Raw genomic sequence first — 16214 nt, forward strand, 5'->3', positions numbered from 1 at the left:
CTTTGCGCCTTTGCGTCTTTGCGTGATACAAAACAGGGCACCAGCCAACCCGTAACTCGTAACTCTTAAAAAAGGTAACACTTTTTTCAGTGAACAGTTATCAGTCATCAGTTAACAACTCGTATCTCGTATCTTGTCTACTTGTAACTATTCCCAAAAAAGTAACAAAGGTTACATTTTTTCTACTTATTACTTTTTACCCTCATTGTAATTCCCCCTTGGGGGATTTAGGGGGCTTGTTCAATCTTTCAAAGAACTCCGGCGACTAAAGATCCGTGATGTATAGATAAAGAAATCCCGGGTTTATATAAACAACCTTATATCTCTTATAAAACAAATAACCCCAAGCCAAAGGCCTGAGGTTATCTATCGTAAATAATAAAAGATTAACTGCTCTTTGTTTTATAATCTTATTCTATAACGGCAGCAAAACCTCCGTTTCTTGCCATATTGATCTTAATTTTGTCTCCTGATTTTACGGTTGATGATTTCTTACGATAATCCATTGCCTGACGCCCCGCATTGATACCATCTTCAAATGATGTCATTGTATATGTTTTTCCGTTGTTGAGAAAACTCAGGTCCAGTTCAAACTCTCGGGAGGTTTCTTTATTGTTAGTCATACCTCCGATATACCATTTATCTCCTTTACGCTTAGCTACAATGGTATATTCCCCTACCTGCGCAGCTAAAGCTTTAGTTTCATCCCATGTAGTAGGCACCTGTGTGATAAACCGGGTGCAATCCTCGTTGCGGTAATATAAAGTAGGATTATCCGCTAACATTTGCAGCCCGCTTTCGAAGATTACAAATAGCGCCAGCTGATAGGCGCGTGTTCCTATACTCGCAGAATTCGGCCTTTGTCCGCAATATACATTCGGTTGCATGCTTATCATAGCCCCCGGTGTATAATCCATAGGCCCTACGGCATTACGCATAAACGGAAAGTAAACACTGTTGTCGGGAGTACAGCCGCCCATCTGTTCCATTCCTCTCACGCCCTCATAAGAGAGTACATTCGGATATTTATATTCCAGTCCTGCCGGTTTGAAAGAGCCGTGAAAATCGACAAGGATATTGTACTTCGCGGCCTCTTTAGCCACTCTTTCATAATAGTTTACCATCCATTGGTCGCTCCTGTCCATGAAATCGATCTTCACACCTTTTACACCCCATTCCTGAAATGTCCTGAATATCTCGAAATTGTTTTCTACAACCAGCCATGTAAGCCAGAGCACAATCCCTACATTCTTTTCTTTTCCGTATCGGATCAACTCATGCACATCTACTTTCGGATTCGGTGTGTAAGGATCGCGGGTACTCATTGCCCAGCCTTCATCCATAATAATATAAGGAATTCCGAATTCAGAAGCGAAATCTATATAATACTTATATGTTTCCAGATTGTAGCCCGCTACAAAATTTACATCCGGGCCATAAGGCGACGCATCGTTCCACCATTCCCAGCTTACCTGTCCCGGCTTAATCCACGATATGTCTTGCAACTGACTTTTGGTAGCAAGATTATATGTCATGGTGTTTTCTATCAGTTGCTTATCGTCTTTTGTTATCACAAAATAACGCCACGGGTAATTTCTTTTTCCAGACGTCTTGGCTATATAATCAGCTTCTTTTAGCAGCTTTACACTGCGGTCTCCATCGTCACCAAATTCGAGGGGGACTTTGGGAAATACCGATTGCATACCGTTAGTGCCTGTGCCTTTAAGAAACAGGCATGGATAGTCGGTCAGATCAGACTCCGAGATAAGTATTTTGTATTGTTTTTTTGTATCTATCAATACCGGAAGAACAGACATCTTATCCGTGGCTTTCCATTCTTGGCTTTCGATGTGTGTATAGGGTTCTTCATATGCAGTTTTGAAACTGCCCGGTTGTTGCAGATGCAGCAGGTAGCCGGCTGGGAAATTCACAACGAAGTCTTCACCCAATACTTCTACTTCTGTTTTCTTATTTGTGATAAAACGGTAAGCGATCCCATCATTGTATGCACGGAATTCAACTGAGTAATCACCCTTGAATGTGAGCAGGAGCTGGTTATACTCATCCTTTACCGTTGAAAATTTCAATGGAACAACAGGTTTGCTTTCCGATTTTACCTGCGACCGCTTCTGATTCGATAGTTTGGGATTCTGTCCCAGTATTTCGTTTCTCAGGTTTAGTTGCAGATAATTATTTTTTAATAATACATCATTGTTATAAGAAACATCATAATATATCTTATCGGATATATTAAAAGAAACTTTGAGCTCTCCGTTCGGAGAGGTTAGTTCTGTTTGTTTCTGTGCATGAATACACAATGCAAAACAATTCATGAATAAAACTGTGAGTAAAATCTTTTTCATTCTGGTCGTTAAATTATAAGGGGTGTTATTGAGTTATAAGTCATAAATTAAGAATTATAAGTTACATGCCACTCACACTACTCTTCATTCTTCATTCTTCATTCTTCATTCTTAATTCTTCATTCTTCATTCTTAATTATTTTATAGCTCCTATTCGTGCATACATTTCAACCATGGCCGCCTGTGTCAACAACCATTTCTTGTCATCCTTCTTTTTTCCGCTCCAGTCTGTATTAAAAAGTCCGTTATCATCGCGGGTGTGTGTCCATGCATAGTCCAGATTCTTGCCGAAGGCATCTATATAGGTCTTGTTGTTATCCAGATTATATAGTTCTATAAAACCTCTTAGCATAACGGCTATAAACCACACATCACCTTTTTTTAGTAATTTGAATTGTTCGCCGCTTGGTGCAGTGAAGTCAGCAAAGAAGTGATTGTAGCACGACCCGGCTATATTCTGAGCTTCGGAGAGGTAGGCTTCATCCTTTGTTAACTTGTATAAGAGTGCCGCAGATTGCATCATTTGCCCGCTGTTGTAGGCATATTTGGCTTCGCCTATTTTTCCATCCAGTCTTACATTGTCATAGTAAAGATAGTCAGATGTATCCTGTAAATGTTTTTTTGTCCAGTCATACAAGTCTTTTCCCAAGTGGAAATATGTGCTGTCTTTTGTGGCTTCAAAGAGCTTTAATGCAAAGACAGAACCCGGGGCGTTCGAACAGGTATTTTTAGATTCTTTTTTCTGTTCGCACCAATAAATGCCGCCGTCCAGTTTATCGTCGATACCACTGGCAACAAAAGTCCAGATCAGTTTTGCCTTGTCAAGGTATTTCGGCTCGTTGGTCATCATGTAAGTGTCTGTAAAGTCAATACCCAACCATACATTATCATCATAGAAGCGATCGGACTGCGGAGCTGTGTTTATATATGAAGCATATCCCGGAGGATTCCGTTTCAGATCGAAATACTCTTCCAGTCCCGGAAGCACTTTTTTGTCTAGTATCTGCTGATATTTTTTATCCTTTGTGGCTTCAAATAGTGCATTCACAGCCGAGAATGTTCCCGAATAGGGCCACAGATAAGAATATTGATTGGGTGTATTGGCCTGTTCTGATGAAGCCAGATACGTGGCAGTGTATGCTTCGTCGAACGGATAATTTTCCCGTAACAGGCTGGTATTGGGAGCCGAATAGTTCCGGTAGAGAGAGTCCAGTGTGATTTGCGCTCTCTCCTGATTCGAGAGGGTGTTTGATACTTCCTTTTTATTGCAGTTGCTAAAAGCGCAGATGCTGATGATTAAGCTAAAAAAAATGTATGTCCTTTTCATTTACTTATTTTTGTTTCTTGAAATATTTTGTTCAATAGGTTTTGCATATCTAAGGATATGACATTGGTTTATTCCTATTTTTTTATACAAAGGTGAAATAATGCTATAAAAACCGAAACTGGCCTAAGCACAGGTATTAAATGTTAATCGTTAATTTTCGGGCACTTATTTGCAAAATGATGCATACCGGCAAATATATTCTTTAAATATATAAACAGATAAGTATGATGATGACAAATAGATTGCAATAATACTAAAATTATGTGATATCTGCAAAAGAATGTTTTTGTTAAAGTTATCCCTATCAAGCCTGTTAATCTGGAATTTGAGAAGTCGCAAAAGTTTTGTTCCGAGATAGTATTTTCCTATTATATTGTTCTCCTTGTAACCTTTTTCAATCAGAGATCATGGCCTCTATATGTTCTCTTTGGGTATTCAGAAATTCGGCCTGTAGGAGTTCGTTGGACTTTGTTATCAGAGTGGAATATTTCATTAACGATTCTAGCCATTTTTTCTGGATAGCACAGGCTTCATGATTGAATACCATTATGGGGTTTACTGTATACACCCAGAACTGTGAGCATACGTTCCCGTCGTATTCAAGATAAGAATAATTAGATTCGATGTTTAGTGCTGATAGATATATAAGCATATTTACGCCTGTCTTGTTTGTCCCGGTTTGTAATATCTGCTCCAGTTCGTTGACTATTTGTCGCAACTCTTCCTGCATTGCTTTCAATTCCTCTTTGTCTACAAGGTTCCTTCTATAATAATATAACATTTCGTCTATTAAAGATGAAAATACATTTTTATCTATGATTAAGGTTATATTCTTTAACCTCAGATAATTGTATGCATATTTTTTGTAGTCTGCATTCAGTTGGGATGGGACTTTTAATTCCGAAAAGTAGAAATTGAGAGGCACATTATGAGTTTGATGCACCCATTTGAAATATCTGAATTTTTTGATATATTCATAATTCGCTGTCAGAACAATGGATACTCTGTTATTTGCAATAATCACTTCAGATGATTTTGCTTTCCGTATCTTCTCATAAATACTGTTAATATTGTTTATTATCTGCGAATAAGATTCTGTGGCTTCCAGATTCTTGCTTACATTCAAATCAAAAAAGGCACGTTTTTTACTGCTCTGTCCTACTAATTCATCGAGGGACAACCCAAGTTTAGCAGATATTCTTGCAGCTTCCTCCAGTGTAAGAGGTATGTCTCCTCTAACTCTGCGATAAGCAGATTCTCTGCTTATATCCAGCATATCCATCAGGAACGGAACTGCTTTTTGGTTCTCGGGCATATAGTCTTTTATAGCAGCGATAAGTTTGTCGCTAAGTAATATATTTTTCATAATGTTTTCTTGTATGAGATAATAACCCGTTTTCAGATAAAATGTTTTGAGAATCGTTAAAATAAATGGATCGACAAAAACTCTATTATATATTGTGTAAACAAAGATGTAGAAAATTCATGAATTTATTTATACTGGGGACTATTTGTTTTTCAAAAAAAATATGCAAAAAGAGTAGGTGAGCAACCGGGATTTTTTATTGATGTTGCATCAAATCACTACATCTAGTGATTGTTGAAAATAAAGAGAATATATTACTTTGTGCATTCCAATAAATATTATTTATGAGACGATATTCCTATATGAAAAATACATTGTTGATAATGTTGCTGTTTGTATCTGTAATTCCTGTTTTTGCAAAAGATGAATTGCCAAAAGATACATTGTATACAGAGTTGAAAAATGACATAGTTATACTTTCTACAACAAAGGAAACCAACAGCCTGAAATCTTTGCCGGCGGCAGTTTCGGTTTTCTCTCCAAAGAATCTCGATGCTCTGCAGGTACATTCCTTAAAAGACCTGAGTGCCATTGTACCTAACTATTTCGCTGCCGATTACGGTTCCAAAATGACAGCACCGGTTTATATACGGGGAATAGGCGCACGGTCCGGTGACCAGACAGTGAGCATGTATGTGGATAATATTCCTTACTTCAATACAACCTCTTTCGATACCGAATTATTTGATATCCAGCGTGTCGAAGTCCTCAGAGGTACACAGGGCACACTATACGGACGTAATGCAATGGGGGGTATTATGAATATTTATACCTATTCACCGTTGACGTATGAAGGTACAAGTGTTAAGATAGGAGGTGGAAATTATGGACTGTTTACTGCTAATGCATCCCATTATCAGAGACTAAACAGTAAAATGAGATTCTCTGCCGGAGCATATTACAGACAGGATAACGGGTATTTCACGAATCTATATACGGGCAAGAAGGCTGATGACCTTAAAAATGCAGGAGGCCGCGCTAAGTTTGTTTGGGATATAACCCCACGTCTTTCATTGAATTACAGTTTGAGCTTCGATTATGTAGATCAGGGGGCTTTTCCTTATGCGAATGTAGCCACAGGGGATATAAATTATGATTCGGAAGGCTATTACAAGCGAAGGCTTGTGACAAACGGACTGGCTCTGAAATATACGGGCAACAACTACGAGATAAATTCCACAACCGGATATCAATACCTGAATGATGAAATGAATATGGATCAGGATTATACACCTTTGTCCCTTTTTCAGATAAACCAGCGTCAGCGCCAGAATTCATTGAGTCAGGAAGTCACTGTAAAATCGGTGAGTGCTTCCGATTATCAGTGGTCGTTCGGCGGATATGGTTTTTACGATTACCTGCACAATACACCTCCCGTCTATATGATGAAAGACGGGATAAAGCGTTTTCTGCAAGACCCACTGACAAACGCGGGGGCACCCATTACTTTTACCGATAATCAAATTGATCTGAATGGTGAGTACAAGCGCCCTATTTACGGATTGGCCGCTTTTCATCAATCGACATTCAATAACCTGTTCGGACTTAAAGGTTTTTCTGTCACGTTGGGGTTACGCCTCGATTATGAAAAGACAAAACTGGATTATAATGCCTATACTTCTGCCGGATTTGATATAAATACAGGGCCGGGCAGGCCTGTTATGTCGCACAGGGTTGATACAGCAGTAGTAGGAAGTTCCTCTTCCGATTATCTGGAATTGCTGCCGAAAGGAGTGCTGAAATACCAGTTCAACCCCGATTCATATGTGTATGCATCGGCCTCCAGAGGCTATAAAGCAGGCGGGCACAATATTCAGATATTTGCAGATTTGCTACAAGAGGCACTTGAGGCGAAGATGAAAAACAGCATGCCGGGAAGCCAGCCTTCGGAAGATAATACTCCGATAAATGAGCGTATCTCATATGACCCTGAGTATAGCTGGAATTACGAATTGGGAGGACAGGCCGATATAATCAGTAATACCTTATCCGCCAACATTGCCCTGTATTATATGGATGTCCGCGACGTACAGATCACCCAGTTTATAAAGACCGGGGGCGGACGTATGGTAAGCAATGCCGGTAAGGCAGAAAGTAAGGGACTGGAAGTAGGAATAAAAGCCCGCCCGTGCAATGGTTTCTATCTTTATGCAAGCTACGGATTAGCCGATGCCACATTCAGGGATTATAAAGTAAGGGATAAAGAAGGGACTGTTATCCACGATTATACAGGAAATCATATTCCTTTTGCTCCGGGTTCCACATTTAGCATAGGCGGCAGTATTTCTTACGATTTCAAACATAATACGATCCTTGACAGGATCACATTCGATACTAATTTCGCCGGTGTGGGCAAAGTGTACTGGGCCGAGGATAATAATATGTCGCAGGGCTTCTACGGTACGTTGAACGCTCATCTGGCGTTGGATAAGAGTATATTTACACTCGAATTGTGGGGGAAGAATATCCTCGACAGGGATTATAATACATTCCTGTTCGAATCTATGGGCGACTATTTTGCACAAAAAGGAAAGCCGATGCGCTGGGGGGCGTCGCTGAAAATTACATTGTAATTCTTGCCTTTATATAATAAGAAAAGTGCCTTTTTGAGGCACTTTTCTTATTATACATGCATTGAATTCTTTACTTCGGCAGGTTGAAAGCGACTTTCAACGCTTCCATATCCTTCATGGACGTACCTTCCGGCTCAAATCCCATCGATTTGGCTGTCAGGTAAATCTGCGCGGATTTGGATAAGGTATCCACCATATCGAAAGCTTCCATTATGTTTTCACTGACAGAGCAGACTCCGTGCTTTTCCCACATCACCACATCGTAGTCTTTCAGCATTTCCACCGTGGCATCTGCCAGCTCCATCGAGCTTGGCATTTTGTACGGGATGATACCCAGGCCTTTCGGACAGAACGCCCGTGTTTCGGGAATCATACTCCAAAGCAGGTATGTAAGCTTGTCTTTTTCGAGGAAAGCAGGGTTATGAGTCATTGCTATCAGGTCGATAGGATGCGTGTGTAACGCCGCTTTATAACCTGAGCCTATTCCTATCTGGTAATTGTGCATCGATAAATGTGACGGAAGCTCAGAGGTCGGCTTCACCGGATTATCCGCTATTATCACATAGCTTGCGCAATCGTCAAGAATCCGTATAACGGATGCATTTTCCATCGGCCAGCGAGCAAGGTCGCGCATGCGCCTGTTTGTACCTTTGCAGAAGAAATAGCAGCCTTTGAGATGCGGAAGGGGTTTTCCTATCTGCATCACTTCGCTTATGGACTTCATATTCCGTATTTCATCGTCTACCACATCGGTAATATTGATCGTGATATTTCCACCGTTACGTTCAGCCCATCCTTTTTGCCACAGGTAGCCGGCTACTTCGGCAACTTCATTTACCCGTTTGGCGAGTTCGGGACGATTTTCTAATATTGATTTCATTTCTGTAATATTATAATTTCTGTAATTATCTTTTCAATAACTGATAGTATAGACAGATACGGGACCCAGCAAACCGGATGATTGTAATCCACTGTCTTTATTATACGGATTGACAGGGCACCAGGTCTGACGCTGATCTTCCGGAAGCATACTGTCCCCGGTCAGACGGTTTACCCAGTTATTGACAACTGATATTTCTATACTATTTTCTCCTTCGTTTATATAATTGCTGATTTCTACCCGCCACGGCGCTGTCCATACTCCACCTGCATACTTGCCGTTTACGGAGACTTTAGCAATTACCATTGTTTTACCTAAATCGAGATAATAGGATTTGTCTTTTGAAATGTTTGCCAATGTCACATTATTCTTATAGACGGCTGTTCCCGAGTAATATTTTATACTGTCATTATCTGATAGCGTCCAATCCTGGAGCGTATTCATTGTCACAGGTTTTACTGGGCCTCTCATTTTTGAGTCGAAAGTAACAGTCCACGGGGAAACAACAGGCTGTACGGGTTCCGGCGCCGGATAATTTATATTCACGTCTCCTCCCGGTGATTCCTTCGAAGGTTCACGGAATATAATGAAAGCGCTTTCGGTAGGTTCCAGTTTAAGGGGTAATATGGTCTTGCCGTCTTTTACTGTATATGCTTTCAGTTTCCGGACAGTAGCCGTCAAAGGGTCCCACAATTCCGGTATTTTTCCTTCTATCCGGAATTCAGGATTTATGGAGATTGTTTGTCCCGACTGATTTGATAGAAAGTACATATCCCCGTCCTTTTGTGTACGATGGATAAACAGTACAGGATCGTCCAGACCGGTTTTAAAATCCGGAATTATTTTCAGCATATCAAATAACTCCTGCATCTCCATACCGGAGGCGATCATACCTTTTCCTGTTTTTGCATATCTGGTATTTATTCCATCTACACCTTTCCATAGAGAAGCAGCAAGCTGTTTCACTTCATTGTCCGCCGCAGGATAATTCTCGTAGCTTGGAGATCGTGTTGGTGCAGGACCTAAAACTACTGCACCGTCATTCACCAGTTGGGATATTCTCTTTAAGAGTTCAGGTCGCATAGTTTCCTGCCGGGGCAAAACGAGCACTTTATATTTCATCCCGTCCGGTAATACGATATAGCCGTCTTTTACCTTAGCCCGTGTCATTAAAACTTCCGCGTTTATATAATCGAAAGAATAACCTTTCGGCAAGGCAGGATCACAGACTCCGGTCATTTTAGGGGCGTCTTCACCTATAAAATAAGCCACATCGGCGACATAAGTGCCCTGCTGTAACATATAATTACACCGTTTCAGGTACCGGAGAAATATATCCATATCATAGAACCATGTATTCTTACGGTTAAATTCATTTCCAAACCATGCGTTCATACCCGGGTTTTTATCCTCGTAAGGCTGATGAACATACACATGCAACAGTGTACTATTTATACCTTCTGTAAAAAAACGGTCGCCACGCTGTTTCAGCAATTCCGGATAACGGGCAAAATGGGCGCCTCCCGCAGTAAAGGATTCCGCGAAGATTTTCTTTTTGCCATAAATATGTCCACAGGAAGAAGCCGCCTTGTTTTCTATATCGCCAAGGGTGCCTTCGCTCCAGAATTCGCCTCCTATCTCGTCCGACTGGCCGCCATACTGCAAAAATTCACCGGGAAATCCCCAATGACCATAATTTTCGAGCCATGTTTTTAAGCCATGTTTGCTACCTGCTTCACGGAATCCTCCCACAAAGTCATAGGCTACTTTATCTGCCACAAGCCGTCTTAAATCCCACAGGAAACGATCTGTGATGTCGCGGCTGCCGACTACATAGCCGCTGAATGCAGGAATAAAAGGAACGGGATCATAATTATATCTCTTTTTGAAGTCTTCAATAAAACCGTCGGTCCAGTTCTGCCCTCCTACTTCATAGCTATCCTGCACTATAACTTTCCAGGTCTTCCTGTCTTCGGCAGGAATGCGGCGTATTATCTCACCCATGAATGCGTCGAAATGAGCCGCAACATGCTTTTTACTCATTTTGTCAATTTCCAGGCCTTCACCTTCAGCCGATGCAGGGGAATTGCGTGTGCCCGTCGGAACCATTCCCGAACGGATGATCTTCCAGTCTCCTTCCGGGACTTTCCACTCCAGATTACCATCTTTATCCATATACCGGGTAATATCAATGATTTTGGCCGGATCGACAAGAGACGATTTGTTGCCGGTTTCGGGTTGTTTATCCCACATATATTCATGCCAGTACGGAAGCGGGCTTTGGAACATTTTACCTAACGTTTTTTCTACATAGCGTTCCTCTAATGTTTCGGCAGATAACGAAAGTTCCGCTATGCCACAGTTTTGGTTCGCGTTTGTAAATATTACCCTGAAATCTTTACTCTCTGTTTCCGGAACGGCTATTACCACCGGGCCATATGGGTTGAATCCGACCTGTACGCTTGCATTCGTGCGGTTGATATTGAATTTTCGGACTGCGTTGTATTGCCCGTTACTGTCTTTTACGAGTAATTCAATATCCGCGTTTATGGGATGCCGGGTGGGCAAAACCGATATAGACCTTAATACATAAGGTTCCGGATTTTCAAAATCTACTGTAACGGTTCCGAACGATTCCAAATTGATCCCCGTATCAGGATTTCCGTCTGCAATATAGGATATATCTTTGATCTGAGGCGTCGATTTTATTTTAGCAATCGTAGAGTTCAACGGCAGAAGTGATTTGTCGTAAGGAAAAGCCAAAACTTTTACATCCTGAAAATCGCCATCCGGCTTTTCCAGTTTTGTGCTTAATGCAAGCGGGCCTGTAACGGACAGTTCCGATACGGCAAGATAGCGCATCGACTGACCGGGTGTTACCCAAGGGCCTCCCGACTGGCTCCAGCCCGGGCCATTGAATATTCCTATTTCTATATCTAATTCTGTAGCCTTTTTCAGAGCAGTGTGCATTATATCCCACCACTCGTCGGAGAGCAGTTTTACATTCCCGTAGGGAATATCATTAGGACCTAATCCTATATTTCCAATAAAAGCTCTGTTGATGCCGACCTTCTTCATGGCTTCAAGATCTTTTATAACACCCTCTTTTGAGATGTTGTCCGATATCCAGTACCAATATACAGAGGTTTGTACCTCCCCGGGTATATCTTTAAAGTTTTTTTCTATTTCTGAAAAACTTACAACGGAATTTTCTTCATTTTCAGAAGACAAGCAGCTTGTCAGAAAGAAACATATTAAAAATGCTCCGGCAATTAAATATAAAAACTTTATAATTTTCATACCTGTGATCTTTGATGCTGTTTATTTCAATATCTGAGGTAAAATTATAGAAATTATCAAGACAAGCAACCCTATAACCAGTATAGTGATCGTCTTCTGTCCCGAACCTTTCCATTCTTTCAGTATAATACCCCACAGGTTACTGAACAGTACGTTCAGCGACATCAGGATACTCCACGAGAATGCCATCATTACACTACCCGGCTCAAAGAAGCTCTGACCGATACCCAATCCGAAAAACTGAGAATACCAAAGCAATCCGGCCAAGGCGCAGAACATAAGGTTATTTATCCAGTTCGCACCTGTGATGGACGTGTAATCCTTAAACGATTTATTCTTATAATTCTGATAAAGGCAATAGACCGCATTTGTGATGAAACCGCCCGTGGTAACAAGTAATATAACCGGGTTAAGAGCCAGCAGGCTGCTTGCTCCGGCTTCCAGCAATTGAGCCTTGATCGGTGCCCCGGCTTCCAGCCCGAGGTTGAAGCAGGCACTCATTACTCCTGCGAGAAGCGCAATAAGGATACCTTTTTTTAATGCAAAATCTTTTACCGCCTTTTTCTTTTCCTCCTCCGACATATTGCGCGATTTCAATGCTCCGGCATATCCGATTATCGCAATGCCGGCAATGGCTATCGATACTCCGATAAGGAGAATAAGCCCGTTGCCTTCAAAAAGGTTCTCTCCTTTCAGCAGAGCCGGAATCAATGTCCCGAAGGCCGAGCAGGTGCCCAGTGCCAGCGATTGCCCCAAAGCAATACCCAGATAACGCATACTAAGGCCGAACGTAAGTCCCCCTATTCCCCAGAGAATGCCATATCCTATTGGTTTCAGTATGGCGTCCCCTCCGGAAAACAATAGTTCGGTAAGCGAGAAACCGGAGGGAACAGCCAATAATGCTCCTATTAAAGGAAAAATCAACCAAGCAAAAATTCCTTGTATAAGCCAAAAGCATTCCCACGACCAATTTTTTACTTTATTGATCGGTACATAGGAACTGGACTGCCCGAGGCTTCCTATTGCAATTATTATTAATCCTATGATTGTATTCATATATATTCCACCTCCCCCTTACCCCCTCCAAAAGAGGGGGGTGAGAGTATTTGTTTTAATTAATTATTATTCATTTAAACATTCTTACTCCTCCCTTTTGGGGAGGTCGGGAGGGGTGTTTAACGTTTCGATGTTACGTCCTTTTCATACTGCTGTATTTCGCCGATATAATCTTCGCCGACAGCAATATTGTTTTTCAGGCAGAAGTAATCCCATACGGCATTCCAAGGCAAGCCCTTAGCTTCTTCGAGCAATGCGAGACGTTCAAAGTATTGTCCGTTGGCTTCGTACTCGCGAAGTTTGGCGATCGGCTCGAGTAATCCTTGCAGGAATGCTTTCTGAGTAGAGCGGATACCGATTGCATAAGCACCGATACGATTGATAGAAGCATCGAAGAAATCCAGTCCGATATGCACTTTGTCCAGTGCATCGGCACGTACGATTTCTTTTGCCAGGTCGATAGTCTCATCATTAAGTAATACAACATGGTCAGAATCCCAGCGGACAGCGCGGCTGACATGTAACATGATTTCAGGAGTGAAGAGAAGTAAAGATGAAATTTTGTCGGCTACACTCTCTGTCAGATGGAAGTGTCCCATATCCAGTGTAACCATTTTTTGTTTTTTAGCCCCATAGCCCAAATAGAAGTCATGTGAACCTACTGTATAACTTTCGAGAGCGATACCGAATAATTTAGACTCTATACAGTCTTTCATATTTTTATACTCTTTCGCAAATATCTGGTCTAAAGAGTTTTCCAGTAATGAACGGTACAGATAACGGTTTACAGTTACATCTTTCGATCCGTCGTGTACCCAAATATTCATAATACACGGATCGTTCTGGAATTTACCCATTTCTTCCGAAATGGCACGGCAACGTTTAGTATGCTCGATCCAGAAATCGCGGATAGATTTGTCGGGATTGGCCAGAGTGAGGTCGCCACTCTTGGGATGTCCGAATGATGTGGAGTTGAAGTCCAGTTTCAGGTCTTTCTCTTTCGCCCATTGCATCCAGCTTGTAAAATGAGAAGGCTCAACTTCGTCACGGTCTACGACCTTCCCTCCGAAATCGCCATATATTTCGTGCAGGTTGAGACGGTGTTTGCCGCCTACCAGTGTCTGCACCTTTTCAATATCGGCACGCAGTTCGTCAATGTTGCGGGCTTTCCCCGGATAGTTTCCCGTAGCCTGAATCCCACCACCACCGAGATTGCCCAGGTTTTCAAATCCTGTGACATCATCCGCCTGCCAGCAGTGGATGGATATTTGTATCTTTTGCAGTTTTTCGAGTGTGGCGTCTACATCTACTCCGATTGCCGCATAACGTTCTTTTGCTATTTCGTACGATTTTTGTACCAGTTCATTTTTTTTCATGATTATATTATTTAAAAATTTCAAAATTTCATGTTTCAAGATTTCAAGATTCTTCGAGGCTTTGCCAAAGTCCTCCTCCGGGGGATTCAGGGGGCCAGGATGGTGAGGAAGTATTGATATTTGTCATCCCACTGTCCGGTATCATGCGGATAGAAGGTTTCGGGGCTCACACTGCTGCGGATAACGTCCCTTATCTCCTGTAAAGAACCGACCAGCCCAAGTCCTTTTGCCTGCATCATTATATTTCCTATTGCCGTGGCTTCCCCGGGACCTGCTACTACGGGCATACCGATTGCATTGGCTGTCATCTGGTTCAGCAATTTGTTTTGCGAACCGCCGCCAATCACATGCAGTTTCTCTATTGGGAAAGGCGCTACCTTTTGCAGGCAACCCAATACATATTTATATTTAAGGGCCAGACTGTCGAAGATGCAACGGATAAATTCCGCGTCGCTTTGGGGTGATTTCTGGTTCGTTTTCTTACAGAAGTCAACTATTGCCTTTGTCATACACTCGGGATTGGCAAATGACGGATGGTCAGGGTCTACCAATGATTGAAAACCATTTACAGAACCGGATAGGGCTACAATTTCAGGATAAGTGTATTGCTTGCCGGCTATCTCCCATTCTTTACGGCATTGCTCCAGAAGCCACATGCCGGTAATATTTTTGAGAAAACGTACTGTGCCGTCTACACCTCCTTCGTTGGTGAAGTTCATCGCGAACGAATCTCCGGTCACGATAGGGTCATTGACTTCGATACCCATCAGCGACCATGTGCCTGAACTCAGGTATGCGAAATTTTCATTTTCGGCAGGTACGGATACTACGGCCGAGCCCGTATCGTGTCCCGCAATGGCAATGACAGGCGCATTGGTTATTCCGCATTCGTTCGCTAAAATACTGTTCAGATTACCGATTATCTGTCCCGGCATAACAACCGGAGGAATAATAGAAGGACTGAGGTCTATTGCTTCCAGTAATTTATTTTCAATCTTTTTCGTCGTAGGGTTTAACAGCTGTGCAGTGGATGCAATGGTGTACTCACATACTTTTTTCCCTGTGAGCAGATAGGATAACGCATCGGGCATAAATAATATTTCCTTGGCAGCTTTTAGCGCGGATGAGCCTTCTCTTTTAGCAGCATATAACTGGAACAGGCTATTGAAATTCATTATTTGAATGCCTGTCAGTTCATATACTTCCTTGCGGGGTATGATTTTGAAATACTCGTCGGGTATGCCTACCGTATAAGGATCACGGTATGAACGTGCTGTGCCTAGAACGGAACCGTCTTCGCCCAGATATACGAAGTCTACACCCCATGTGTCGATACCTATAGCATCTATTTTTATATTTTGGGACGAGGCGGCGCGCATGCCATCCTTCAATGCTTCATACAGGGCAAATACATCCCAGTAATATTTATCATGGATGTGTATTATCTTGTTCGGAAAGCGCGTAAGTTCTTTTAGTTCTACTTTGCCGTTACATAATGTGCCGATAATACTGCGTCCGCTGGTGGCGCCAATATCGAATGCGAGAAAATTGTACGTGTTGCTCATGATTTCAGATTAATTTTCATGATACAAATTTAAGTTTTAACTAATCCTGTGAATTGCACAAAATGATATACAACCTTGAAAAAATGATAAATTTTATTTTCAGGGACAGATATATTCTGTTGGCATTTTCTTATTACTTTATCTATATTATAGTTGATCGTTCTTTGAAGTGTTGGATTTAGGATTTAAAAATTTAATGTTTAAGGATTCAATAATTAAAATGCGTAAAAGTTGTCACCTTTGTTACTTTTTGGGGAATAGTTACAAGTAGACAAGATACGAGATACGAGTTGTTAACTGATGACTGATAACTGTTCACTGAAAAAAGTGTTACCTTTTTTAAGAGTTACGAGTTACGGGTTGGCTGGCGCCCTGTTTTGTATCACGCAAAGACGCAAAGGCGCAAAG

At 41.7% G+C, this 16214-nt stretch carries 9 protein-coding genes; 1 reads left to right on the forward strand and 8 read right to left on the reverse strand.

What is annotated here, in order from left to right; all coding sequences use genetic code 11:
- Positions 1 to 410: 410 nt before the first annotated feature.
- From B3317_RS03300 to B3317_RS03310, 3 genes are all read right to left on the reverse strand, one after another.
- Entirely contained in the window at positions 411 to 2363 is a 1953-nt protein-coding gene (locus B3317_RS03300; protein WP_291108612.1) for a glycoside hydrolase family 97 protein, read from the reverse strand.
- 136 nt (positions 2364 to 2499) lie between these two features.
- The gene (locus tag B3317_RS03305; protein ID WP_291108614.1) at positions 2500 to 3690 is read right to left on the reverse strand and encodes a glycoside hydrolase family 76 protein; all 1191 of its coding nucleotides are present in this window, start codon (positions 3688 to 3690) and stop codon (positions 2500 to 2502) included.
- Between the two features lie 394 nt (positions 3691 to 4084).
- A complete protein-coding gene (locus tag B3317_RS03310) occupies positions 4085 to 5056 on the reverse strand; it encodes a helix-turn-helix domain-containing protein (protein WP_291108616.1) in 972 nt (323 codons plus the stop codon).
- Positions 5057 to 5340: 284 nt separating this feature from the next.
- Between B3317_RS03310 and B3317_RS03315 the strand changes: the two genes are divergently transcribed.
- Positions 5341 to 7629, forward strand: a complete 2289-nt coding sequence (locus B3317_RS03315) for a TonB-dependent receptor (protein ID WP_291108617.1) — start codon at positions 5341 to 5343, stop codon at positions 7627 to 7629.
- A gap of 70 nt (positions 7630 to 7699) precedes the next feature.
- Here the strand turns inward: B3317_RS03315 and rhaD are convergent, their stop codons facing one another.
- The 5 genes from rhaD to B3317_RS03340 form a co-directional block, all read right to left on the reverse strand.
- Positions 7700 to 8509: a rhamnulose-1-phosphate aldolase gene (rhaD, locus tag B3317_RS03320; RefSeq protein ID WP_291108618.1), complete on the reverse strand. Its 810-nt coding sequence runs from the start codon at positions 8507 to 8509 to the stop codon at positions 7700 to 7702.
- 33 nt (positions 8510 to 8542) lie between these two features.
- Positions 8543 to 11809 (reverse strand): glycosyl hydrolase, encoded by a 3267-nt coding sequence (locus B3317_RS03325; RefSeq protein WP_291108619.1) that lies wholly within the window; start codon positions 11807 to 11809, stop codon positions 8543 to 8545.
- Between the two features lie 21 nt (positions 11810 to 11830).
- Positions 11831 to 12865 carry an L-rhamnose/proton symporter RhaT gene (gene rhaT / locus B3317_RS03330; RefSeq protein ID WP_291108621.1) on the reverse strand — a complete coding sequence of 345 codons (1035 nt, stop codon included), beginning with the start codon at positions 12863 to 12865 and terminating at the stop codon, positions 11831 to 11833.
- 119 nt (positions 12866 to 12984) lie between these two features.
- Positions 12985 to 14241, reverse strand: coding sequence for an L-rhamnose isomerase (locus B3317_RS03335; RefSeq protein ID WP_291108623.1), 1257 nt, complete (start codon positions 14239 to 14241; stop codon positions 12985 to 12987).
- 86 nt (positions 14242 to 14327) lie between these two features.
- On the reverse strand, positions 14328 to 15806 hold the full coding sequence (locus B3317_RS03340) for a rhamnulokinase (protein ID WP_291108625.1): 1479 nt from the start codon (positions 15804 to 15806) through the stop codon (positions 14328 to 14330).
- Between the last annotated feature and the right edge of the window lie 408 nt (positions 15807 to 16214).

The sequence above is a fragment of the Dysgonomonas sp. UBA7710 genome (assembly GCF_002482385.1).
Classification (GTDB): Bacteria; Bacteroidota; Bacteroidia; order Bacteroidales; family Dysgonomonadaceae; genus Dysgonomonas.